Annotated in this window: 18 protein-coding genes, 1 pseudogene and 1 riboswitch; of the genes and pseudogenes, 7 read left to right on the top strand and 12 right to left on the bottom strand. The window is 69.0% G+C overall.

The window, feature by feature from the left end; translation table 11 throughout:
• Window positions 1–120: 120 nt before the first annotated feature.
• Window positions 121–723, top strand: a complete 603-nt coding sequence (locus tag B1L07_11525) for a TetR family transcriptional regulator (protein ID AUZ55611.1) — start codon at window positions 121–123, stop codon at window positions 721–723.
• 45 nt (window positions 724–768) lie between these two features.
• Here the strand turns inward: B1L07_11525 and B1L07_11520 are convergent, their stop codons facing one another.
• The 5 genes and pseudogenes from B1L07_11520 to B1L07_11500 form a co-directional block, all read right to left on the bottom strand.
• Window positions 769–1,836: a hypothetical protein gene (locus B1L07_11520; protein ID AUZ55610.1), complete on the bottom strand. Its 1,068-nt coding sequence runs from the start codon at window positions 1,834–1,836 to the stop codon at window positions 769–771.
• Window positions 1,837–1,847: 11 nt separating this feature from the next.
• A complete protein-coding gene (locus B1L07_11515) occupies window positions 1,848–4,403 on the bottom strand; it encodes a hypothetical protein (GenBank protein AUZ55609.1) in 2,556 nt (851 codons plus the stop codon).
• Between the two features lie 186 nt (window positions 4,404–4,589).
• Entirely contained in the window at window positions 4,590–5,945 is a 1,356-nt protein-coding gene (locus B1L07_11510; protein AUZ55608.1) for a hypothetical protein, read from the bottom strand.
• A gap of 428 nt (window positions 5,946–6,373) precedes the next feature.
• Window positions 6,374–7,236 (bottom strand): annotated as a pseudogene (locus B1L07_11505) (hypothetical protein).
• 119 nt (window positions 7,237–7,355) lie between these two features.
• Window positions 7,356–8,249, bottom strand: coding sequence for a heat-shock protein Hsp33 (locus B1L07_11500; GenBank protein ID AUZ55607.1), 894 nt, complete (start codon window positions 8,247–8,249; stop codon window positions 7,356–7,358).
• Window positions 8,250–8,323: 74 nt separating this feature from the next.
• On the opposite strand from B1L07_11500, the gene B1L07_11495 reads away from it, so the two are divergent.
• The 3 genes from B1L07_11495 to B1L07_11485 are packed head-to-tail and all read left to right on the top strand — an operon-like array spanning window position 8,324 to window position 10,524.
• A complete protein-coding gene (locus tag B1L07_11495) occupies window positions 8,324–9,055 on the top strand; it encodes a monofunctional biosynthetic peptidoglycan transglycosylase (GenBank protein AUZ55606.1) in 732 nt (243 codons plus the stop codon).
• 58 nt (window positions 9,056–9,113) lie between these two features.
• Window positions 9,114–10,133 carry a glycosyl transferase family 2 gene (locus tag B1L07_11490; protein ID AUZ55605.1) on the top strand — a complete coding sequence of 340 codons (1,020 nt, stop codon included), beginning with the start codon at window positions 9,114–9,116 and terminating at the stop codon, window positions 10,131–10,133.
• Window positions 10,093–10,524, top strand: coding sequence for a histidine kinase (locus B1L07_11485; GenBank protein AUZ55604.1), 432 nt, complete (start codon window positions 10,093–10,095; stop codon window positions 10,522–10,524). Before B1L07_11490 ends, B1L07_11485 begins: the two co-directional genes overlap by 41 nt.
• Before the next feature lie 13 nt (window positions 10,525–10,537).
• Here B1L07_11485 and B1L07_11480 read toward each other — a convergent pair whose 3' ends face one another.
• The 4 genes from B1L07_11480 to B1L07_11465 form a co-directional block, all read right to left on the bottom strand.
• On the bottom strand, window positions 10,538–12,511 hold the full coding sequence (locus B1L07_11480; protein ID AUZ55603.1) for a hypothetical protein: 1,974 nt from the start codon (window positions 12,509–12,511) through the stop codon (window positions 10,538–10,540).
• 99 nt (window positions 12,512–12,610) lie between these two features.
• Complete coding sequence (locus tag B1L07_11475; GenBank protein AUZ55602.1) at window positions 12,611–13,264, bottom strand: hemolysin III; 654 nt, start codon at window positions 13,262–13,264, stop codon at window positions 12,611–12,613.
• A 111-nt stretch (window positions 13,265–13,375) separates the two neighbouring features.
• A complete protein-coding gene (locus B1L07_11470; GenBank protein AUZ55601.1) occupies window positions 13,376–14,980 on the bottom strand; it encodes a peptide chain release factor 3 in 1,605 nt (534 codons plus the stop codon).
• 58 nt (window positions 14,981–15,038) lie between these two features.
• Window positions 15,039–15,866, bottom strand: coding sequence for a hypothetical protein (locus B1L07_11465; GenBank protein ID AUZ55600.1), 828 nt, complete (start codon window positions 15,864–15,866; stop codon window positions 15,039–15,041).
• A 114-nt stretch (window positions 15,867–15,980) separates the two neighbouring features.
• Window positions 15,981–16,100: riboswitch (SAM riboswitch) on the top strand.
• A gap of 67 nt (window positions 16,101–16,167) precedes the next feature.
• On the opposite strand from B1L07_11465, the gene B1L07_11460 reads away from it, so the two are divergent.
• Genes B1L07_11460 through B1L07_11450 form a run of 3 tightly spaced genes read left to right on the top strand, consistent with a single transcriptional unit; the run spans window position 16,168 to window position 19,498 of the window.
• The gene (locus B1L07_11460; GenBank protein ID AUZ55599.1) at window positions 16,168–17,196 is read left to right on the top strand and encodes a homoserine acetyltransferase; all 1,029 of its coding nucleotides are present in this window, start codon (window positions 16,168–16,170) and stop codon (window positions 17,194–17,196) included.
• Window positions 17,193–18,437: an O-succinylhomoserine (thiol)-lyase gene (locus B1L07_11455; GenBank protein AUZ55598.1), complete on the top strand. Its 1,245-nt coding sequence runs from the start codon at window positions 17,193–17,195 to the stop codon at window positions 18,435–18,437. The genes B1L07_11460 and B1L07_11455 overlap by 4 nt, the downstream gene beginning before the upstream one ends.
• Window positions 18,434–19,498: a homoserine dehydrogenase gene (locus B1L07_11450; protein AUZ55597.1), complete on the top strand. Its 1,065-nt coding sequence runs from the start codon at window positions 18,434–18,436 to the stop codon at window positions 19,496–19,498. The genes B1L07_11455 and B1L07_11450 overlap by 4 nt, the downstream gene beginning before the upstream one ends.
• A gap of 228 nt (window positions 19,499–19,726) precedes the next feature.
• Here B1L07_11450 and B1L07_11445 read toward each other — a convergent pair whose 3' ends face one another.
• From B1L07_11445 to B1L07_11435, 3 genes are all read right to left on the bottom strand, one after another.
• Window positions 19,727–20,584, bottom strand: coding sequence for a hypothetical protein (locus tag B1L07_11445; protein AUZ55596.1), 858 nt, complete (start codon window positions 20,582–20,584; stop codon window positions 19,727–19,729).
• A gap of 107 nt (window positions 20,585–20,691) precedes the next feature.
• Complete coding sequence (locus tag B1L07_11440; protein AUZ55595.1) at window positions 20,692–21,537, bottom strand: hypothetical protein; 846 nt, start codon at window positions 21,535–21,537, stop codon at window positions 20,692–20,694.
• Window positions 21,465–23,714 carry a hypothetical protein gene (locus tag B1L07_11435; protein AUZ55594.1) on the bottom strand — a complete coding sequence of 750 codons (2,250 nt, stop codon included), beginning with the start codon at window positions 23,712–23,714 and terminating at the stop codon, window positions 21,465–21,467. Before B1L07_11435 ends, B1L07_11440 begins: the two co-directional genes overlap by 73 nt.
• Window positions 23,715–23,789 lie beyond the last annotated feature (75 nt).

The raw sequence follows: 23,789 nt of genomic DNA, 5'->3' as shown, positions 1-23,789 counted from the left end.
GATGGGTATGGATCGTAACGCCCTGCGCCACATGGCTTTGGCGGTCTCGTCGCCTGGTCGCGCCGCCCGCCAGCGCGGCGCATACTGCATCCAGTCCCCGGCGTATGGTTAAATCAACGGATGAACGAATCTTCAGCTTCCCCGGCGGAACCCCGCGGTACACGCAACAGCCGCCTCAGTGCGGACGACTGGGCCCAGGCCGCCCTGGACCTGATCGCGGAGCAGGGGGTCGGCGCGGTGGCGGTGGAGCCGCTGGCCCGCCGCCTTGGCGTTACCAAGGGCAGCTTCTACTGGCACTTTCCCTCGCGCGACGCGCTGCTGCAGGCCGCACTGGAACGCTGGGAGCTGGTCGAGCAGCAGCAGGTGTTCGGCAGCCTGGAGGAAGTACCCGACCCGCGCACCCGCTTGCGCGCGCTGTTCCAGCTGGTCGCGCACGAGGTCACGCCGCACGTGATCTACAGCGAGCTGCTCAAGGCGCTGGACAACCCGCTGGTACGCCCGGTGATCGACCGCGTTTCGCAGCGACGCCTGGACTATCTGATGGCCTCGTTCCGCCAGGCCGGCCTCAGCTCCACCGACGCCCGCCACCGCGCGCGCCTGGCCTACGCGGCCTACGTGGGCTTCCTGCAGCTGTCGCTGCAGCTGCAGCAACCGAAGCAGGCGCGCGAGGAATTCGAATCCTACGTCGAGCACGTGATCGAGACGCTGATCCCGAACGGGTGAGGGTGCCTCTGGTGGCGCTCCGGTGATTCATTGGTGGATGCAGGATCACATCTTCCGCGCCAGGTCGGCGCCGCCATCAAGGCCAAGTGTCGCAGTCAGCGCGATGCCCAGGCAGCGGCCATCGTGCTCAAGGGCATTGAAACCCATGGTCCGGAACCCCAGACCGGCCAATTCGTTGATCAGATGCTGTTGCTTTCCCGCATCCAGCGTGGCATCTAGCAGCGCACGATAACGTTCGCCGGCATCTTCGAGCTGCTGCTTGTACTCCAGGCAGTGCCGCAGTGCGTCGTCCGGTGATGCCCGTTGGCTCGCGATCGCCAGCACCTGCGGGGCCCACTGCAGGAACTCGACCAGAATGTCTGGAACGGATGCGCGCACCATGGACGCCTGTACTTCGCCCATCGCGGTGTTGAAGCGCTCCCGGATCGTACGCGCGCCTGCATCGGCATCGAGTTGCTCCCTGCCTGCTGCAGTAGCGGCGATGCTGAGCAGTGGGATGATCGCCATCAGGGTCTCCATGGCTCCCCCCTCTGCCAGCAATAGCTTCACATGACCTAGTTCCTCGCCGGTCACCGACGTGATGGTTGAGTCGGCGCTGTGCATGATCGCCGCGAACATACCGCCTTCGCGTAGCGTTCGCGCGATCTCCGCCAAGCTTCGATCCAGATCGGAATACTCGATGCCGTACTGGCTGGTGACGAGGTCAAAGCTGTTGTCGTGGAATGGTAGTGCCTCGCATTCAACCCGAGAATGGAATGTCGGGCGAGCGCCCCCCTGTGGGATCTGCCAGTGGATTGCCACATCCGCTGCGTCGATGGCATCGATGCGAAGATCGTTGCGCCAGTTGAGCATCATGCGTGGCAGAGCGCCATTGCCTGTCGCTATGTCGAGAACCGATGAGCCAGCGGCGGCATGTGAACAGACGTTCTTCCAGAAACCGGAAATGGCCGGGCCATAGTCCGCATCAAAGGTGCCATGCAGGGAATGTGCCGGGGATTTGGCCCAGTACCGGCTCCAGGAATCCCTGTTGCGCGCCTGTCGATCACTGTCGAAGTTGATCATGGTCTGGAATAAAAAAGAGGAGCCCGAAGGCTCCTCTTTCTGCTGCTTCAAATCAACTGCTATCAGAAACGCTGTTCGTAACGGACGTACGGAGTACGGCCGTATGCATCGTACAGGTAGAAGTTGAACGGACGACCGTCGTAGCTGATCAGGTCCGGCATCTTGTTGGTGAAGTTGTTCACGCCCACCATGATCTTGCCGTTCCACGGGGTCGCATAGCTCAGCTGCACGTCGTGGGTCAGGTAGTGCGGGGTGTACTTGGTTGCGGTGCCGTTGGAGCTGATGTAGCGGGCGTTGTAGCCCACGGTCCAGTCACCGCGGTTCCAGGTGTTGTTGAAGGACACGCGGCCGCGCGGGAAGCCCTGCAGGCCGACCTGCTCCTCACCACCATCGATGGTCATGGAACGCTGGTAGCTGGCCTGCAGCATGTTGCTCAGCGAACCCCAGTTGCCCATGTCGAACTTGGTGCGCAGGGTCATGTCAACGCCGTCGGTCTTGACCTTGCCCTGGTTGAAGTAGCAGTTGTGGATTTCCTTGATCGGGCTGCCCAGTTCGTTGGCCAGCGCGTTGTCACGGATGATCGCGCAGGGAGCGCCCGGCATCGGGGTCGGGTCATCGCCCAGCTCGATGTCGATCAGCTTCTGCGAGCTGAAGTAGGCGATGCGATCCTTGATTTCGATGTTCCAGTAGTCGACGGTGATGTTCAGCCAGTCGGTGGCGTCCCATACCACGCCCACCTGGTACTGGGTCGACTTCTCGGGACCAAGGCCTTCGGCCTTTTCGCGGTAGGCATCAACCTGGACATCGGTATTGGTGGCCTGTGCGCGGCAATCCGCAACCGTGCCAGCACCGTCGTCCAGACAGCTGGCCGGGTCATAGACCGAGTCAGCCGAGAAGGCGGTGGCCTGCGAGATCACGTCCAGGGTCGGGGCGACGAAGCCCTTGCCGATGGAGCCACGCAGGGTCAGGCTGTCGATCGGGTGCCAACGCAGCGACAGCTTGGGTGCGAAGTTGCTGCCATAGTCACTGTACTTCTCGTAGCGGCCCGCGAAGTTGGCCTCGAAGGTCGAGGTGATCGGGAACAGCCATTCCATGTAGGCCGCGCTCACCTCGCGGTCGTCGCCCGCCGAAGCGCCCGCGCTGCCCAGCACCACGCCGGCCGAAGACAGCGAGTCATAGATGTCTTCGAACTCTTCCTTGCGGAACTCCGCACCGACGGCCAGGCTGGAGGCGCCGCCGCCCATCTGGAACAGGTCGTTGAAGGTCAGATTGGCGAAGGCTTCCTTCGTGGTGAACCGGCTGTCACGGCTGATGGTGGCCTTGATCGAGTTCAGCACATCTACCGGGGTCGAGGTCGGGTTGTAGATGTTGTAATCGCCGCGGTTGATGGCCTGCTCGGCCAGCGACTGGACGATGTAGTTGCGGCCCAGTTCCTTGAAGCGATAGGTGTTGTAGCGGACGCCGCCATCAAAATCGATGGTGTCGCTGACCGCGCCGCGGGTGCCCAGCAGCACGTCGTACACGCTGCCATCGGTGGTGTTGTCGCGGTTACCCGCCGCGGCGAAGCGGTGGTAGAGGTAGGTGATGGCACCCGGGGTCGGGTTCTGCGCGGAATCCGGATCGATGCGCACCACACCCGGCGTCGGCGCATAGCGGCCGAACGAGGTGGTGTTGGACACGGTGGTGTTGGCGTATACGGTCCAGTTGTCGTTGACCTGGACTTCGCCGTTCATGAAGAACGACTTGTTCTGGGTCGAGGCTTCGTCGGCGGCCACCTTGTTGAAGTTGTACGAGCAACGACCGTTGCTCTGCATCCAGAAGTTCTCATTGGTACAGCCGCCCGGGAGCGCCTTGGTGGCATTCAGCGGTGCGCCGGTTTCGGCATCGAACGAGCGGTAGTTGTTGCCGTAAACCGAGACACCCAGCTCCTGGCCCCAGGGGCGAGCATTGGTGTAGATCATGGCGCGACGGTTGTGCGAGAAGCCGCCGATGACACGGCCGCGCTCGCCAGAGGTGCCGAACAGGATGGAGCCTTCGTCGGTCGGACCCCACTTCGGATCAGACTTGCCGACCATCACCTGGGCGCCGTCGAAATCCTTGCGGGTGATGATGTTGATGACGCCGCCGACCGCGTCGGCGCCGTAGATGGCCGATGCGCCGTCGGTCAGCACTTCGATACGCTCGACAGCCGCCAGCGGGATGGTGTTCAGGTCGGTACCGGAGCCGGCCGCGAACGGTGCCTTGGGCGCCCGATGGCCGTCGATCAGCACCAGCGTACGCTGGCCGCCCAGGCCGCGCAGGTCGGCGAACGCGCCAGCCTGGGCCGAGCTGCCCGACTGCGGGCGGAACTGACCGACGGAGTTGAAGTTGGTGGTGCGCAGGTAGTCCGCGACCGAGGTCTCACCGCTGGCATCGATCTGGACGCGGTCGATCACAGTGACCGGAACCGCCCCTTCAACTTCCGCGCGCTTCAGGCGCGAACCAGTGACTTCGATGCGGTCCAGCGTGGTCTCACTCTTGGACGAGGAGTCCTGCGCAAAAGCGCCACCAGTGACGGCAACGCCAGACAGCAGTGCGAGCGTGATCGCGTCGCGCAGGCGGGTGCTCTTCGGGGTCATATCTCTCTCTCAGGTTGGACTTGGGAAAATTCCCGGAACCCTCCACGGGCACCCAAAAGCGGGTGCCAAACAAGTGGAGGTCGTACCCGATCCTAGCTGGGCGCTGAATGAAATTAAAGTCTCGTTAAAGATTTCAAACGAAATTTTGTGAACGTATTCATGAATGGCGGCGCTATGCTCGCGCGTTCAGGAAGGGAACTGTTGTGGGTAATTTCGCCATCGTCCGATCGAGCGGGTATGAATGGGTTCCCGTACCTGCCAACGGCTCGGCGTTTGCACATTCCCGGCCTTTTCGTGGGAGCGGAGCACGTCTGGATGCCATTCCAGTCCCACGAACTCCAGCAGTTCACGGATCCCGCGTCCAGGATCGCGGGCAAGCGCTTCGTACTCCTGTACCAAAATGGGGAGCCATAGGCTGCGTTGCCACAACCGTAGGAGGCGCTCGTCGGCATCCTGGTAGGCCGCGATGCCTTCGAACGAGGTCGAGAAAGTTGACGCGGGAGAGAAATTCTCGCTGTATATGGAAAGGGCCACGTCGCGCCGGTCTCGGCGGCACCATATGACCCGTGCGTTAGGGAACAGTGCCTGTGCCAGTCCCAACTGGAAGAAGTTGAGCGGGGCCTTGTCGACGAACACGCGTTTCCCAGGGGGCGCATTGCGGCATGCCGAACGCAGATAGTCAGCCCGCAATGCCTGCAGCGCTTCGGTGGGCATTGAGGTTGACAATCTGGGCCACTCGGGTCCCAGCTCGCTGGCGATCCGGGGCAGGTCCGGCAGTTCGCCGCAGCCATGGACAAAGGGGTGCGCGGCCAGGAGTCGTTCGGTCAGGGTGGTGCCGGATCGCGGCATGCCGACAATGAAGACGACGGTGGGCGTCTGGTCGTCATTGGCCGGGGGGTGGGGCTGCAAGCCTCCGTAGTGAGTCTCCAGATACTCTAGGTGGCGCAACAGGGCGGCGGGATCGTACGCCCCGGCAGTCCTTGTACGGGCTGCATTGGCGATATTCCATGCGTGCATGGCGTCCGGGTATCGTCCCGACCGGTCGAACAGCTTCCCCAGGGCATAACCCAGCGGGGCCCTGTCTGCGTTGTGCGTTGTCGGGGATTGCAGTATCTCAAGTGCCTTTTGCTCAAGCTCTTCATCCGGTTGTCGCCTCACCCCGATGAGGCCGGCCAATGCGACTGGCCAACCGGGACTGAGTCTCAGCGCTGCGTTGTAGGCGCGCTCTGCTTCGCTGCCGTCTCCTTCGTCCTCAAGCAACTGTGCCAGCGCCATATGCAGTGCTGGCTCGTCCGGAGTGAGTTCAAGCCCCTGCTGGAGAATGGAGATGGCTTTCTGGTTGTCGGCTGTCTGACTATGGGTTTCGGCAAGACGCAAACGAAGCGTGCAGTCCGTTGGGGATGTGTGAAGCAGTTCCGCATACAGCGCCTGTGCTGACTCAGGATGATTTGCCTCTAGCTCTGCCTCGGCCAGAATGCGCTTGCTGACGGGAGTGTCTGCAAGCCCGTGGGCGAGCCTGAGAAAGTGCAGGGCCTCCTGCAAACGGCCGCCGTGCTTGAGTGCAACGCCAAGAGCGAGTGCGAACTCGGGATCGGATGGGGCGAGTTCGTGTGCTTTGCGGAAACAGTCGACAGCTGCGTCCATGGCGCCTTCGCGCGCCGACTGCCGCCCGGCCGCAAGCCAGAGTCGAGCTTGTCCAGGAGCGCTTCGCAGGCTTGCGGCAAGGAGGTCGCGCATGTTGGCGACGGATGGATTCGCCTCCACGATGTCGGTAATCGCCCGTGCCGCGGCACCAGGCCAGGTTGTCAGCGCCTGCAGCAGCAGTATTCTGGCCTCGTCGGACCGATGGGCCCGGAACAATGACAGCGCATTCCGTTTCAGGCCCGATGCCTGAGCGATTTCCAGAGAGTTGAGCATTGAGCAGCCGAAGCGGTGATCTTCGGGAACTCTAGCAAGCCCCGCGCTCGAGCTTAAAGATCCTGCTCGTACCGCACGTAGGGAATAGCCCCTTCGTCGTTGCTCTCATTGCGTGGAGAGAACGGGTTCTTGCCGCGGGTGATGACGTTCTCGGCGCCGACGGTGAGCTGGCCGCTCCAGGGCGTGCGCCAGGTCAGGCCCAGGCCGATGCCTTCCCACTTGCCGGCCCGGCCGGGGGCGTCGACGACGCGGCCGATGATGTTGGCGCTGAACGGGCCATAGCCCCCGCCGATGCTCAGGCTCTTGCTGTCCCAGCGGTCGACGAGCGCGGGCGATGCATCGCTCAGTGGTACCAGGCGTGCCTTGGCGTAGGTGCCGCCGATGGAGACGAAACCTTCGCTGCCGATGTTCTTCTGGCCGAAGACGGTCAGGTCGTTCTGTTCCACGCGCGCGGCCGGTGCCTTGGCATTGCCCGACAGCCATGCCGGCAGCGTGTCGCGGCCCGTGCCGGCGCTCAGGCCGACGCGCCCGCCGGGACGGTTGAAGGTGGTGGTCGCCGACAGGTGGCGACCGGGAACGCCGTCATCGTCGTCGCCCAGGCTGGCGAGCATGCAATGGCTGGCCAGGCCGCTGATGCTGCTGCCGCGGCTGCTGTTGCACAGCAGGCCGAGCGAATCGCCCGAGGAGAGCCCGAAGGCGGCATCGAGCGAATTGCGGCCGAAGTGCCAGCGCGCGCCGGCGACCTGTTCGCCGGTGGGCTCCAGGTACAGCAGCGCCTCGACCTTGCCGCTGCCCTTGTTCCAGACCGGCAGGACGGTGCTGTCCTGGGGGCTCGCGGCTTGGCCTGCGCATGCGCGCCCGTTGCCACCCCAAGGGCGATCAACAAGGCCAGCGGCAGGCGCAGGAAGGTCTTCATCGACTCAATCAGACAGGACAGGGGCCGGGAAGTTCCCGGAGCGTGAGATTCTGATCGTATGTTGTTTATGTTTTCTTAACAAGACTCCGTCCTCCCCGGAACGCAGCTCGTCGGTGCCGTTACTGCAGCCGCTCGGGAGCGGCCTGGCTGGTGGGCATGGCTGCAAACAATACGCCGAATTCGGTCAAAGGGAAGTGATACTCGCGCCCGCAGAACTCGCAGCGCACTTCGACGTGGCCGCTGTCGGCGGCGGCGGCGCGGGCTTCGTCCTCGCCCAGCGACTGCAGCATGCCGATCACCCGCTCGCGCGAACAGGAGCAGCCGAAGCGCAGCGGCTTGTCGCCCAGGGTCTCGACCTGCTCTTCGTGGAACAGGCGGTGCAGCAGCGCGGGGCCGTCGACTGCCAGCAGTTCGTCGCGTCCCAGGGTGTCGAACAGCGCGCCGGCGCGGACCCAGCCATCCTCGTCGCCCTGGTCGCCCGGGAGCTTCTGCAGCAGCAGGCCGGCGGCCCGCTGGCCATCTGCGGCCAGCAGCAGGCGCGTGGGCAGCTGCTCAGAATGGCGGAAATAGTCCTCGAACGCTTCGTCCAGGCTGTTGCCCTGCAGCGCCACCAGGCTCTGGTAGCGCTGCGGCTCGCGCGGGTCCAGGCCCGGGTTCTCGATGGTGATGGCCAGCAGCGCGCCGTCGCCGAGCTGCGACAGGTCGGGCGGGGCATCCTGGCCGTCCTCGAGCTGGGCGATGCCACGCAGGGTGCCGGCCGAGGTGCATTCGGCGAACAGGGTGCGCAGCGCCGAGCCGCTGCGCAGCTGCACCGACAGGCGCCCGTCGATCTTGATGTGGCCGGTGAACAGCGCCGAGGCCACGCAGGCCTCGCCGAGCAGGCGCATGGCCGAAGGGCGGTAGCTGCCATGGGACAGGATTTCGCGCCAGCTGCCGGAGAGCTGGACATGGACGCCGCGCACGCCGGCCTCGGGCAGGAGGAAGCGGACAAGGAGGTCGGACGTTTCGGTCATGGGAATCTGCACGTATGGGGACGCCGGTGCCGGATAATGCACCGATGTCGGGATTCATGGGGTCAGCCAAGCAGATGGGGACGGAGCAGGACGAGCGCAAGGTGCGGCCGCGGCGCAGGTGGCGGCGCTGGTTGTGGATCACCCCCTGCGCGCTGGCGCTGTTCAGCATCGTGCAGGTGGCGGTGCTGCGGTTCGTCGATCCGCCGTTTTCCACGGTGATGGCGCTGCGGCAGGCCGAAGCGTGGGGGCAGGGCGAGTGGGGATTCCGCATCCATTACCAGTGGTGCGACCTGGACGCGATGGCGGCCAGCGTGCCGATCTCGCTGGTGGCGGCCGAGGACCAGCGGTTCCCGCTGCACAACGGCTTCGACCTGCAGGCGATCGAGAAGGCGATGGACCACAACGCCCGTGGCAAGCGCCTGCGCGGCGGCAGCACGATCAGCCAGCAGGTCGCCAAGAACCTGTTCCTGTGGCAGGGCCGCAGCTGGCTGCGCAAGGGGCTGGAGGCCTGGTACACGGTGCTGATCGAGGCGCTGTGGCCGAAGCGGCGGATCCTGGAGATGTACGCCAACGTGGCCGAATTCGGCGATGGCGTCTACGGCGTGCAGGCGGCGTCGCGGCAGTTCTGGGGCAAGGACGCGGCGCAGCTGTCGGCGGCCGAGAGCGCCCGCCTGGCGGCCGTGCTGCCGTCGCCGCGGCGTTACAGCGCAACCCGGCCGGGCCCGTTCGTGCAGCGCCGCGCCGCCTGGATCCAGCGCCAGGCGCGGCAGCTGGGTGGGCCCGGTTACGCGGTGGACGGCGAGTGATGCCACCGCGTGCCGGCCGCTGCCGGGGCGTGCGCGCCCTGTTCCGTAGAATGCGCGCATGAGCCCCCGCGACCGGCTGACCGTCGTCATTGCCGCCTGCAACGAGCAGGACGCCCTGCCGTTGCTGCACGAGCGCCTCGGTGCCGTGCTGGAACGCCTGCCCGACATCGATGGCCGGGTGCTCTATGTCGACGACGGCAGCACCGACGCCACCTGGTCGCTGATGCAGCAGCTGGCGACGGACGACCCGCGGGTGGCGGCGTTGCGGCTGTCGCGCAACTTCGGCAAGGAGGCCGCGCTCACCGCCGGGCTGGACCTGGTGGATGAAGGCGCGGCGCTGATCCTCGACGCCGACGGCCAGGACCCGCCGGAGCTGATCGCGCAGTTCGTCGCGCTGTGGCGGCAGGGGCATGACGACGTGTATGGCGTGCGCCTGGCGCGCGAGGGCGAAGGCTGGCTGAAGCGCGCCACCGCCTCCGCGTTCTACCGGGTGATGGGGCGGCTGTCGAAGACGCCCATTCCCGCCGACACCGGCGACTTCCGCCTGCTGTCGCCGCGCGCGCTGGCGGCGCTGCGGCAGCTGCGCGAGCGCCAGCGTTTCATGAAGGGCCTGTTCGGCTGGGTGGGTTTCCGCCGGGTGGCGTTGCCGTACCGGCGCGCGCCGCGGGTGGCCGGGCGCAGCAAGTTCGGCTTCTGGAAGCTGTGGAACCTGGCGCTGGAGGGCATCACCAGCTTTTCCACCGCGCCGCTGCGGGTGGCGACCTACCTCGGGTTGCTGACTGCCGCGTCCTCGTTCGGTTTCGCTGCCTGGGTGGTGGGCAAGGCGGCGCTGTACGGCGACCGCGTCGCGGGCTGGCCGACGATGATGGCGGTGATCCTGTTCCTGGGCGGGGTGCAGCTGATCGCGCTGGGCCTGATCGGCGAGTACCTGGGCCGCCTGTACATGGAGGCCAAGCAGCGGCCGTTGTATCTGGTTGACACCTGGCGGCCGGCCAACGTGGCACTATCGGGCGCATCCGCCAGCAAGGGAGAACGCCATGCAGACCGTTCGTCAGTTGCTCGGGACCAAGTCCCCTGAGATCCACGCGGTAGCGCCGGACAGCGCGGTGATCGACGCGATCCGGCTGATGGCCGAGAAAGGCATCGGCGCGGTGTTGGTGATGGACGGGGCGCGGCTGGCCGGCATCCTTTCCGAGCGTGATTACGCGCGCAAGATCGTGCTGCGCGACCGCTCCTCGCGCGACACCCCGGTGGCGGCGATCATGACCGCCGAGGTGGTCACGGTGACGCCGGCGGACACGGTCGAGGACTGCCTGCAGCTGGTGACCGACCGCCGCATCCGCCACCTGCCCGTGGTCGAGGGCGGCGCGGTGCTGGGGGTGATCTCCATCGGCGACCTGGTCAAGTCGGTGATCGAACAGCAGCGCCGCGAGCTGGGGCAGCTGCAGCAGTACATCGTCGGCGGCTGAGCGCGCGCCCGTCCTATCTGGCGTAGTGGCCGCCGCAGTCGGCGTCCTTGCCCGGCCCGGTTTCGAGGGTGGCCAGCAGCGCCGCCGGCGGGGTGATGCTGCCCAGGGTCAGGGCGATGGCGCCGCGCAGTCCCAGGGCCTTGAAGTCGGGGCGGAACGACGGGTCCTTGAAGGTGCCGCCAATGCGCAGCGGCGAGCGCAGCGCGAGGATGCTCCTGTCCTTGGGCCGCGGCCGCAGCAGCAGGTCCAGCTGCTCGCCTTTGAGGCTGACGCTGCCTTCGCCCACGACCAGGGTGTCGGTGGTGTCGAACGCCAGTGCGCGCGCCTGCATCAGGCCATCCTGCACCCCGAAATCGGCGAACGCGCAGCGCAGCGGGATCTGGCGGTCGCCGGTGAACAGGAACTTGAGCGACTCGGCCACGTCCAGCCCGGCCAGTTCCATCAGCAGGTTGCCGACATGGCCGCGGCCCATGCCGATGGCCACCTCGCCGTCGCTGCTGCCGAGCATGGCGGCCACCGAGTTGCCGGTGCCGGACAGGCGCACGCGGCCGCCGATGCCACCGGAGGCCTGCCGGGCCAGGCGCGCGTCGGGAAACAGACGGCCCAACTGCACCCCGCGCAGGCTGGCGTCGAGGGTGGTGGCGATGCGCGGGCTGCGCGCATCCATGCGCACCGAGCCGCGGATGTCGCCGCCGGCGACGCCGAAGTTCAGCGGCTCCAGGCGCAGCAGGCCATCGTCGAGCCGCAGGTGCGCGTCCATGTCGTCCAGCGGCAGCGACGGCGAATTGATGCGTTGCGCCTTCCAACGCACGTCCGCGTCCATCGCCCGCAGTTTGCCCAGGTCGTACGGCTTGTCAGGCAGTACCGTGGGCCGGGCTGCCAGTGCCGCGGCCGCGGCCCTCTGCCCGGCGTTGGCGGTTTCGCCGCCACCGGTACGGGGCGGCGCGCCGACAAAGCCGGCGAGGTCGTCGAAGTCGAGCCGGCGCGAGACCAGCTCGGCGGTCAGCCGCGGGCGCTCGCCGCCCACGTCGATGCGTACATTGCCGGCCAGATCGCTGTCGCCCACCTGGCCACTGAAGCCGTCGTAGCGCCAGGTGTCATGGTCGCGGCGCAGCCGGCCGTCGAGGCGGTACGGGGGCGAGGACGGCAGGGCGATGCCGAGCAGGGGGTACAGGTCTTCCAGGTCCTCGCCGCTGAGCCGGAGCCGCAGGTCGAACAGCTGCAGCTGGAACGGATTGGTCAGGGTGCCGCTGGCGGTGGCGCGGGTGGCGCCGGCACGGCCTTCCAGGTGCAGGCGGAAGGGGTGCTCGCTGTCGGCCAGCTGCAGTGGCGATTCGGTGCCGCCACGCACCGTGAACGCGGCGCCGCGCCAGTGCCCGTTGCCCTGCAGCAGCAACGGTGGCGCGGCGTTGGCCTGCGCCGGCGCGCCGCTGCGGACGGCAAGCCGGATGTCGGTGCAGCCAGGCGCGTCCACGAAGCGCAGGGTGCCGTCGTCCACGCGCAGCCGCTTGAGCGGCAACGGCCGGTTTCCGTCGCCGCCACCGAGGAAATCCCAGTTCCCCGGTTCGCCGGGTCGCGGCGCGGTCTGCAGCAGCACGTCGGGACGCACCAGCCGCACTTCGGGCACCTGCAGGTCGCCGCGCAGGAGCGGCCACAGCGGCAGGTCGATTTCGACGCGCGCGGCGCGGGCCATGTCCGGCCGTTGCGCCCACGGCGCATTGGCGAAGCTGACCCGGTCGGCGCGCAGCGTGCTGGTGCTGCCCAGGTCGACGTCGAGGTGGCCGATGTGCAGGGCGCGGCCGGTACGCGCCTGCACCATGCGTTCCAGTGGCCGCTTGAACCAGTTCCAGTCCCACAGCAACAGCAGGACGACGAGCGCGGCGAGCAGCACGCCGGCGATGGCGAGCCAGCGCTGGCCGCGCGTGCCGGGGCGGCGGAGGCGCCAGCGCGACGCGCGCGGCGTGCCAGGGGCAGGTGCGGTATCCACGCGGCCATGGTTGCCGCGCGCCCGTGCACGCGGTGCGAAGCGTTCATTGGCGTGGCGTGCAGGCGATGTTGCCGCGGCGTACGCGGCGCACGCCGGGTGCTACAGGATCTGCGCGGTCACCGACACGAAATGGCAGACACTGCCGGCGATCACGAACAGGTGCCAGATGGCGTGCGAATAGCGCACCGATTCGCGGTGGTAGAAATAGGTGCCCAGGGTATAGGACACGCCGCCTGCCAGCAGCCAGCCCAGGGTGAATCCATCGAGCGAGTTCCACATCGGCTCGATCGCCACCACCACCAGCCAGCCCATGGCGATGTAGATGGCCGTGGACAGCCGCTTGAAGCGGCCGGTGTAGAACAGCTTGAAGATCACCCCGCCCACCGCCAGCGTCCAGATCGCGGCGAACAAGCCCCAGCCCCACGGCCCGCGCAGGCCGATCAGGGTGAACGGCGTATACGTGCCGGCGATCAGGATGTAGATCGCGCAGTGGTCGAAGATCTTCAGCCGGCCCTTGGCCACCGGGTGCTGGATGGCGTGGTACAGGGTCGAGGCGGTGTACAGCAGCAGCAGCGCCACGCCGAACACGATGGCGCTGGCCAGTTGCCAGCCGTCGCCGTAGATCGCGGCCAGGGTGATCAGCACCGCGCTGGCGCCCAGCGCGGTGACCGCGCCCAGGCCGTGGGTCAGGGCGCTGGCGATTTCCTCGCGGATGTCCACGGTGTGCCGCGGCAGGGGGGCGGTGGTAGGCATGGCCTGCAAGTTACCGCAATGCAGCACGGGGTGCATCCCCATGCCCGCCGGCGGTTGGGGGTGGCGTCATCCAGTGGCAGGAGCGCGCTGGACGCTCCTGCCACCGGCCGCTCATTCCACCGAGACGGTATGCGCGGCCTCGCGGGTGGCGGAGAAACGCACGTCCGGCGCCCGTTCCTGCGCCAGTTGCAGGTTGACCCGGGTCGGGGCCAGGTAGACCAGCTGCCCGGCGGCGTCCACGGCCAGGTTGTTGGCGTTCTTCTCGCGGAACTCCTCCAGCTTCTTCGCGTTGTCGCAATGCACCCAGCGCGCGGTGACCACGCCCACCGGTTCGAAGATGGCTTCCACGCCATACTCGTCCTTCAGGCGGTAGGCGGCGACGTCGAACTGCAGCACGCCCACCGCGCCCAGGATCAGGTCGTTGCTCATGATCGGGCGGAAGAACTGGGTGGCGCCTTCCTCGGACAGCTGCGCCAGGCCCTTCTGCAGCTGCTTGAGCTTGAGCGGGTCCTTCAGGCGCGCGCGGCGGAACAGTTCCGGGGCGAAGTTGGGGATGCCGGTGAAGGTGACCGCCTCGCCCTCGGTGAAAGTGTCGCCGATGGAGATGGTGCCGTGGTTGTGGATGCCGATCACGTCGCCCGGCCAGGCCTCGGCGGCGATCTCGCGGTCGCTGGCCATGAAGGTCAGCGCGTTGGCCAGCTTCATTTCCTTGCCGGTGCGCACGTGGAAGGTCTTCATGCCGGCGCTGAAGCGGCCCGAGCACACGCGCATGAACGCCACGCGGTCGCGGTGCTGCGGGTCCATGTTGGCCTGGATCTTGAACACGAAGCCGCTGAGCTTGTCTTCCTGCGGGGCGATGGTGCGGCCGGTGGTGGCGCGCGGCTGCGGCGCCGGCGCGTGCTCGACGAAGAAGTCCAGCAGCGGCTGCACGCCGAAGTTGTTCACGCCCGAGCCGAAGAACACCGGAGTCTGCTGGCCGCGCAGGTAGGCGTCCTTGTCGAACGGGTGGCTGGCGCCCTGCACCAGCTCCAGTTCCTCGCGCAGGTCGGCCAGCATCTTCTCGCCGATGCGCGCGGCCAGGCCGGGCGCGTCCAGCGACGGGAAGATCGTCGAATCCTGGCGGGTGAAGTTGCGGCCCGGTTCGTACAGGTGCACCTCGCCGGTCAGCAGGTGCACCACGCCCTTCAGGCGCTGGCCCATGCCGATCGGCCAGGTGACCGGCGCGCACTGGATGCCGAGCACGGTTTCCACCTCGTCCAGCAGCTCGATCGGGTCCTTGCCCTCGCGGTCGAGCTTGTTGATGAAGGTCATGATCGGGGTGTCGCGCAGGCGGCACACCTCCATCAGCTTGATGGTGCGCTCCTCCACGCCCTTGGCCACGTCGATCACCATCAGCGCCGAATCCACCGCGGTGAGCACGCGGTAGGTGTCCTCGCCGAAGTCGGCGTGGCCGGGGGTGTCGAGCAGGTTGACGATCTTGTCCTCGTACGGGAACTGCATCACCGAGGAGGTGACCGAGATGCCGCGCTCCTTCTCCAGCGCCATCCAGTCCGAGGTGGCGTGGCGGCTGGTCTTGCGCGACTTCACCGAGCCGGCCATCTGGATCGCGCCTCCGAACAGCAGCAGCTTTTCGGTCAGCGTGGTCTTGCCGGCGTCGGGGTGGGAAATGATGGCGAAGGTGCGGCGGCGCGCGGCTTCGGATGCGACTTCGGACATGGCGGCTGCGCCCGCGGCGGGCGCGCATTGGGAAAGGGAAGCCGGCGATTATAGCCGCTCAGGGCGGGGCGCCCGCCTCGCGGGCGAAGCGCAGCTCGCCGTGCGGGCCGGCCATGCGGAACGGGATCGAGGCCAGCGCCAGCCCGGTGTTGGCCTGCACCGCGAAGTGCAGGTGCGGGCCGGTGCTGCGGCCGGTGTTGCCGGAACGGGCCAGCGGCTGCCCCGCCTGGACCGCCTGCCCGGGCCGGACCGCCAGGCTGCCCGCCTGCAGGTGGGCGTAGAGCGCCATGCCGCCGTCGGCGTGCAGGACCCGCACCAGGCACCCGTCGCCGGGCGCATCGTCCACCACCTGCATCACCGTGCCGGCGCGGGCGGCGAGCACGGGCGTGCCTTCGGGCAGGGGAAAGTCGATGGCGTGGCGGTTCTGCGCGTCGCCATGGCTGCGGGTGCCGTCGAAGCCCTGGCTGACCCGGACCGGCACCCCGGCGAACGGCAGCAGGTAGAGGTGATCGGCCGGCCGCGCGGACGGGTCGCCGGGAAAGGCGTCGAGCAGCAGCCGGACCCCGTTGCCGGTATCGGCCAGCCACAACAGGTCGCGCTGTCCGCCCGCCGGCAACAGCACCGGCGCGGTCACCGCGCGGCCATCGGTGCCATCGCGCAGGCGTACCTGCAGTGGGCCGGCCAGCAGGTTGCGTGCCCGTGCTTCGCGGCCGCCGCCGCGGGGCTGCAGGAGCAGCCGTGCGAAGCCGGCTTCGCGGTCGCCGGCGGCCTCCACCACGGTCGGGGCGGCCAGCCCCCAGGCCTGGCGCCAGCGCGGCGCGGGGTCCTGGCCCTGGGCGGGCAGGGCCAACGCGGCGGACAGGAGCAGAACAGGTAGCCGGTGCATGCGCTGGCGCGGGCAGGTGATGCCGGGATTATGCCGGCATGGTTGCATCGGAAACTCCATCGCTCCATCCGAATAAAGAGATTGACATGCGTCCGGGGGGCTGGCATCGTGTGTCCACCATCGAGACCGGCGGAGGGACAGGCCCTTTGATGCCGGGGCAACCAGCAGGTGCGCAAGCGCCTGTGTTTGGTGCCAAATCCTGCGGGGACCACCGCGTCCGCCGAAAGATGGTTCGATCCGTGCCCTGCACGGCGAACACGGGCCCGCGAAGCTCGATGGCTGCTCCTTACCGGATATCGCCATGCGTTTCGCCACCGCCACCGCCCTCCGTGAACACCCGGCCGCCGCGCCCGACAGCGCAGTGCCCGCCGCAGCCGCCGTGCGCGGTGAAATCGACGTGCGCCTGGCCATGCGCCATGCCGGCGAGCGCACGCTGCGGCTGCGCTACGAGCTGGCCGGCCGTGCCGATGCGCCGGTGGTGCTGGTGGCCGGCGGCATCTCCGCGCATCGCCACATCGCCGCCAACGCGGTGTTCGGCGAGAAGGGCTGGGCCGAAGGACTGGTCGGCTGCGGCCGCGCGCTGGACCCGGCGCACCGCCGCCTGCTGGGCCTGGACTTCATCGGTGCCGACGGCGAGCTCGACGTGCCGATCGATACCGCCGACCAGGCCGATGCCGTGGCCCTGCTGCTGGACGCGCTGGGCATCGACCGCCTGCATGGCTGCGTGGGCTACTCCTATGGCGCGCTGGTCGGCCAGCAACTGGCCATCCGCCACCCGCACCGGCTCGGCAGGCTGGTGGCGGTGAGCGGCGCGCATCGCCCGCATCCCTATGCCTCGGCCTGGCGCGCGCTGCAGCGGCGCGCGGTCGCCCTGGGCCAGCTGCAGTGCGCCGAAAGCCACGGGCTGGCGCTGGCGCGGCAGTTCGCGATGCTCAGCTACCGCACCCCGGAAGAGTTCGGCGAGCGCTTCGATGCCCAGCCCGAAGTGGTGAATGGCCGCGTGCGCGTGGCCGCCGAGGATTACCTCGACGCCGCCGGCGCGCAGTACGTGGCGCGCACCCGGGTCAATGCCTACCTGCGCCTGTCCGAATCCATCGACCTGCACCGCATCGAGCCGGCCGCCATCGGCGTACCGACGCTGGTGGTCGCGGTCGAGGGCGACCGCCTGGTGCCGTTGTCCGACCTGGTCACGCTGGTCGAGGGCCTGGGCACGCGCGGCAGCCTGCGCGTGCTGCGTTCGCCCTATGGCCACGACGCCTTCCTGAAAGAGACCGATCGCATCGACGCGATCCTCGCCAACGCCCTACGCCTTCCCGGAGAGAACGCATGAGCCTGTCCACCGCTTCCGATGTTTCCTGTTGCCGCGCCACCGCGGCCGTGCGTGCCGGCATCGATCGCGATACCGCCTATGGCGCGGTGACGCCGCCGCTGGTGCTGTCGTCCAATTTCAGCTTCGACGGCTTCGGCAACAAGCGCCAGTACGACTACACCCGCAGCGGCAACCCGACCCGCGACCTGCTCGGCGAGGCGCTGGCGGAACTGGAGGGCGGCGCCGGCGCGGTGGTCACATCCACCGGCATGGGCGCGATCAACCTGGTGCTCAATGCGCTGCTGCAGCCGGGCGACAGGCTGGTGGTGCCGCATGACGCCTACGGCGGCAGCTGGCGCCTGTTCAACGCACTGGCGGGCAAGGGCCACTTCGAACTGATCACCGCCGACCTGACCGATCCGCGCGCACTGGCCGAGGCGCTGGCGCAGGCGCCGAAGCTGGTGCTGGTGGAAACCCCGTCCAATCCGCTGCTGCGCATCACCGACCTGCGGTTCGTGATCGATGCCGCGCACAAGGCAGGCGCGCGGGTGGTGGTGGACAACACCTTCCTGTCGCCAGCGCTGCAGAACCCGATCGCCTTCGGCGCCGACCTGGTGCTGCACTCGACCACCAAGTACGTCAATGGCCACAGCGACGTGGTCGGCGGCGCGGTGGTCGCGCGCGATGCCGAGCTGCACCAGCAACTGGTGTGGTGGGCCAATGCGCTGGGCCTGACCGGCTCGCCGTTCGACGCCTTCCTGACCCTGCGCGGGCTGCGCACGCTCGATGCGCGCCTGCGCGTGCACCAGGAGAACACCCGCGCGCTGGTCGATCTGCTCGCCACCAGCGACGTCGTGGCCAGGGTCTACTACCCGGGGCTGGAATCGCACCCGGGCCACGTGCTGGCCGCGCGCCAGCAGAAGGGCTTCGGCGCGATGCTGTCCTTCGAGCTGGCGCAGTGCGAGGGCGCCGACCCGCACGCGGCGGTGCGCGCCTTCGTCGAAGGCCTGCGCTATTTCACCCTGGCCGAATCGCTCGGCGGCGTGGAGAGCCTGGTCGCGCACCCGGCGACCATGACCCATGCGGCGATGACCCCGGAGGCGAGGGCCAAGGCCGGCATCAGCGATGGCCTGCTGCGGTTGTCGGTCGGCATCGAGGCCTGCGAGGACCTGGTGGCCGACCTGCAGGCCGGACTGCTGCGCGCCGCGCGGGCGCTGGCCGACAGCCGCCGCGAGGCCCTGCGGAAAACGGTGGACGCATGAGCGCGCAGCTGCGTCCGCGCGCAGCACCGGCGCGGCTGGTGCTGCTGGGTACCGGCACGGTCGGTTCGGCGTTCGTGGCCCGCTACCAGGCCCTGCAGCAGCGGCAACTCAGGCTGCCACTGCTGCACGCAGTGGCGAACTCGCGCATCGCGCTGGCCTGCGGCGACGCGCCCGAGGCGGCGTTGTCGCGCGCGCGCGAGGCCATCCGGCAGGCCGGCGCGCTCGCCCATGCCGAGCAAACCGGGCGCCTGCAGGCCGGCGACATCGTGGTCGACGCTACCGCCAGCGAGGACGTCGCCGCCGAGCACGCGCACTGGCTGGCGCGGGGCATCCACGTGGTCACCGCCAACAAGCTGGGCAATGGCACCACCCTGGCGCGCGCGCGCCAGATCGGTGGCACCGCGGCCGCGGGCAACGCACGCTATGGCGACGCGGCCACTGTCGGCGCGGGCCTGCCGCTGCTGTCCAGCCTGCGCGCGCTGGTGGCCGGCGGCGACCGCATCCATTCCATTGAAGGCGTGCTGTCCGGTTCGCTGGCCTGGTTGTTGCAGCGTTTCGACGGCAGCCAGTCGTTCTCCGCGTGCGTGCGCGAGGCGGCCGCGGCCGGTTACACCGAGCCCGATCCGCGCATCGACCTGTCCGGCGAGGACGTGCGCCGCAAGCTGCTGATCCTGGCGCGCGCGGCCGGGGTGGCGCTGGAACCGGAACAGGTGGCGGTCGAATCGCTGCTGCCGCCGGCGCTGGCGGCATTGCCGGCCGCGCAGGTCGACGCCGCGCTGGCGCAGCTGGACGCGCCGCTGGCGGCGCGCCTGCAGGAGGCGCGCGGGCAGGGGCTGTCGCTGTGTTTCGTGGCGCGCCTGGACGGGCACGGCGCCAGCGTCGGCCTGCGCGCGTTGCCGGCCGAGCACCCGCTGGCCGGCGGCCGCGGCACCGACAACCGGGTGGCGATCCACAGCGACCGCTACCGCGCGCAGCCGCTGCTGATCCAGGGCCCGGGCGCCGGCGCCGAGGTCACCGCCGCCGCGTTGCTGGACGACGTGCTGGGCATCGTCAACCGATGAGCGCGCACGCCCGTTGACGGCCGGTCCGTCGCGGGCCACCGCCGTGGCTGCCGCGGTGCCCCGCGGTGGTGGGGCGGCGTGGCGCATGCGTGCGCTGCGGTGCTGCCGGTACCGGGCCCGCGCACTGCCGGACCGCATGCTCGGCCGTGGCCTGGACGCTTGTCCGCCTCGCCATCTTGGCTACCGCCGGGCGCGACCCGCCGAGAGGTGGCGCGAACCGGCAGGGCCTCAATGCCGCGCGGCTGCCGCGTGGAAAAGCCGCTCGACCTCGGCGCGGCCGAGGCGCGTGCCATCGCGGTCGACCACGCTGAAGTCCACGCCGTTGTCCCACAGCAGCGGCGCGGTGAGCACCGCGATGTCCTCCGACGCGGTCCGCGCCTGCAGGTCGAGCAGGCGCTGGTTGAAGCCGGCGGCCTGCAGCCAGGCGCGGTAGCTGGAGTCGTGTTCGGTGGCGAACTGGTCCTGGTAATGGCATTCCTCGCGGTCCGGCGAGGGCAGGGCGTCGCACTGGGCGTTGCGCTGGTGCAGGCCGATCACCGCGTCCGGTTCCATCTGCCGCTGCGCGGCGGCGGCCCACAGCGCCACGCAGATGCTGGCGCAGTAGCCACGCACGCGCACGGTGAGGTTGTTCCGGCGCACGATGCGCGCCGCTTCCAGGCCGGTGACGGCATAGCCGCCGCCGCTGGTGATGTCGATCCGCCGCACCGAGGGCGCCGCGTCCAGCAATGCGCCCAGGTCGCTCGCGAAATTGCGGCCGACGCCGCCCTCCACGCGCAGCGCGGTGCCTTGGTCCTGCAGGGTCATGCGCGCTTCGCCGATATCCGCCAGGGTGGTCGATTTCTCGCCGCGGATGAGCCGCGCCTGCGGGGTGGGCGCCGCGGCGGGGGCCGGCGGGTCCGCGCGGGTGACCGGCGCATCCCCCGCCGCCGGACGCTTGCCGATGAACCAGGCAAGCACCAGCAGCGCGACCGCCGCCAGCGCCAGCCGGGTCAGGGTCAGGCCACCGCCGTTGCGCGGCGCCGACGGCGTTGCCGTACGCGGGCGCCGCGGTGGCGTTGCCCCATCCGGTTGCTGTGCGCCCTGCATCCTTGCTCCGCTGCTGGCTGTCGTTGCGCGATTCTGGTGCGCGTCCGGGCGCCGGCGCAACCCGCCATCGGGCCGGTCGCGGCGTGCGTCCGGGCCCGCGGCGCGGGTCACGCACCGCGAGCGATGTCGATCCTGCCGTCGCTGCCGAACATCTCCAGCAGGCCGTTCTCCATCAGCCACCAGGGATCGCCGGCGAAGGCCGACAGATCGTCGGGTGGCTGCGCGCCCGGCACCGGCTGGTAGGCGATCCAGCCGTTGCGCCCGGCCATCTTGGCCCGGTACAGCGCGCGGTCGGCGAGGGTGACCAGTTGCTCCCAGCCGAGCAGCCGCGGGTGGCTCGGGAACAGCGGGCACTCGATCAGGCCGACCGAGGCGGTGAGGCGGTGCTGCTGGCCGTTGCCCAGCTCGAAGCTGTGTGCGGCGATGCGCGTGCACAGGCGCTGGCCCAGTCGCCCCAGGCTGCCACGCGGCAGCGGGCGGAACACCAGCAGGAATTCCTCGCCGCCCCAGCGCGCCACGTAGTCGCCGCTGCGCTTGAGTTCGCCGAGCAGCTGGCCCATCTGCTCCAGCACGCGATCGCCGGCGGCGTGGCCATGGGTATCGTTGATCGACTTGAAATGGTCGACGTCGAGCAGCGCGAACACCACCGCCTCGCTGCCGTTGGCATAGCCCTCGTCACGCTCGTAGAACGACAGGTCGGTGGGTATCTGCTGGGACAGGTAGCGCCGGTTGTGCAGGCCGGTGAGCGGGTCGGTGAAGCTGATCGCCTTCAGTTGCGCGTTGGCTGCCTGCAGGTCGCGGGTACGTTCCTGCACCAGGCGCTCCAGCTGCGCGCGCTGGCGCGCATAGCGATGCTGCAGCCCCAGGTAGCCGAGCCAGATCAGCCCCGCCAGCCCGAGCATCGCCAGCAGGCGGAAGACGAGGGTTTCGTACAGGCGCCGCGGGATCTCCACGGCGACATGCGCGGCGTGCCGCAGCGGTTCGGCCTGGCTGAAGTCGGCGACCTCGAAGGTGTAGTAGCCGGGGGCAGGCTGGCGTAGCTGGCGCTGCGCGTGGTCGGGCTTTCCAGCTCGTGCCATTCCTTCTCGTAGCCGGCCAGCCGGTAGCGCAGCTGCGGGGCGTGCATCGGCTGGAAGTCGGGCAGGCTGAACTCGAAGCGCAGGTCGCGGGCGTCGAGCGGCAGCTTGAGCGTGCCCTGGCCAGTGGCCAGGCGCCGGCCCTGGACCTGCACGTGGTCGATGCGGATGTTGCGCGGCGCGCTGTCGGTGTCGGTGTCCACATCCACCAGCAGCGCGCCGTCGCGGGTGGGCAGCCACAACTGGCCATCGCGCAGCACCCCGCGGCTGTTGCCGGCGCCGTTGCAGCATTTGTCCTGCTGCCCGCCGGTACGGTCGGTGCCGGAGTTGATGACGATCTGCGCCGCCAGTGCCTGCCGGGGATTGGCCAGCGCCTTGTCCAGCACCGCCAGTGGCAGGCGGTAGACGCCGCGCATGCCGGCGACCCACAGATCGCCGCCGTTCTGCGCCAGGTGGAAGGCGACATTGGCCGGCAGCTCGCGTTCGCGGTCCAGCCAGTGCCAGCGCTGGCCGTCATGCACGCGCAGGCTTTCGCCATTGCTGGTACCCAGCACCCAGCGCCCGTCGCGGAGTTCGACGAAGGCGGTGACCGGGGTGTCGTCGGACAGCCCGCCGAGCCGGCCGGTCGCCAGGATGCGGCCGTCGCGCCATTCGTACAGGCCCTTGTAGGTGCCCAGCAGGATGCGGCCGTCGCGGGTCTCGTAGACCAGCCGGATGCGGGGATCGGCCAGTCCTTCATGCTCGCCATAGCGGGTCAGCCGCTTCCCGTCCTGCAGCAGGAACAGTCCCTGGGTGGTGGCGAACCAGAGCCGGCCGGCATGGTCGCGGACGATGCCGTTGATCTGCGCATCGCGCAGCGGGGCCAGCGCGGGCGGTTGTTCGAGCCGGCCGCCGCGCAGCACCGCCACGCCGGCGCGGGTGCCGATCCAGGTCTGGTCGCGCTCGGGCAACAGGCTGTAGGCCTCCGGGTGCGGCAACTGGCTGCCGGCGACGCGGCTGGAGAAGCGTCCGTTCTGCCACACTGCCACGCCGTTGCTGCTGCCGACCCAGATGCTGCCGTCCGGCGCCGCGGCCACCGACCACAGCAGCGGGTCCTGCAGCCCGTCCGCCTGGCTCAGGCGCCGGGTCCAGCCGTTCCAGACCCGGGTCGCGCCCTCGACCATGCTGCCCAGCCACAGGTTGCCGTCGCGATCCTCGTAGATCGCGCGCACGGCGATGGCGCCGGGGGTGTTGTGGATGCGCTCGGGCGGCTGGCCGGCACGCAGCCGTTCCAGGTACTGCGGCGTGGCCACCCACAGGTTGCCGTCGCGGTCGGCATGCATCGCTTCCACGGTCAGGACTTCATGCGGACGCGGGTCCGCCGCCTGCCAGCTGCCGTTGCGCAGGCGGAAGAGGCCGTTGCGGGTGCCGGCCCACAGTTCGCCGCCGGCACGCGCCAGCGCGGTCACTCCGGCGTTGCCGGCCGCCGGCGGCAGCGGCAGCGTGCGCACGCTGCCGCCGGAGACCTGGAACACCCGGCCCTGGCCGCCCGCCCAGATCGCGTCTTCGTCCGCCAGCAGGCTCAGCGCCGGATCGGGCAGTGCCTGCACGCGCCGCAACCTGCCTTCGCGCGGGGTGCAGATGCCTTCCGCGCAACCGGCCAGGAGGCGGCCGTCGACCTTGAGCAGCGCACTGACCGGCGCCGGATGGTCGGCGACGGTGGGCGCGATGGCTTGGAAGCGCTGGTCCTCGAGCAGCAGCAGGCCCTGGGTGGTGCCGATCCACAGGCGGTCGTCGGCCTCGGCCAGCAGTGCCAGGATGTTGTTGCCCAGCTCCGGCGCGTCGCGCTGGGTGTAGCGCACGAAGCGCACGCCGTCGAACCGCGCCAGCCCGGTCTGGGTGCCGAACCACAGGTAGCCGGCCGGGTCCTGGGTGATGGCCAGCACGCTGATCTGCGGCAGCCCCTGGTCCACCCCCCAGGTGTCGGTGACGTAATCGCGGAACGGTTTTCCCGTGTCCAGGGCGGCAGCAGGCAGGGAAACCGCCAGCAGGAGCAGCAGCCACAGGCATGCCAACAGTCCGGTGCCGGTTGCCAGCGACCGGCGCGGATGGCGGATGATGAATGGATGGTCGATCGAGATTCCCCCTGA

The organism is Stenotrophomonas acidaminiphila (assembly GCA_002951995.1).
Taxonomy (GTDB): domain Bacteria; phylum Pseudomonadota; class Gammaproteobacteria; order Xanthomonadales; family Xanthomonadaceae; genus Stenotrophomonas; species Stenotrophomonas acidaminiphila_A.
This window is presented reverse-complemented; position numbering and strand designations above follow the sequence as displayed.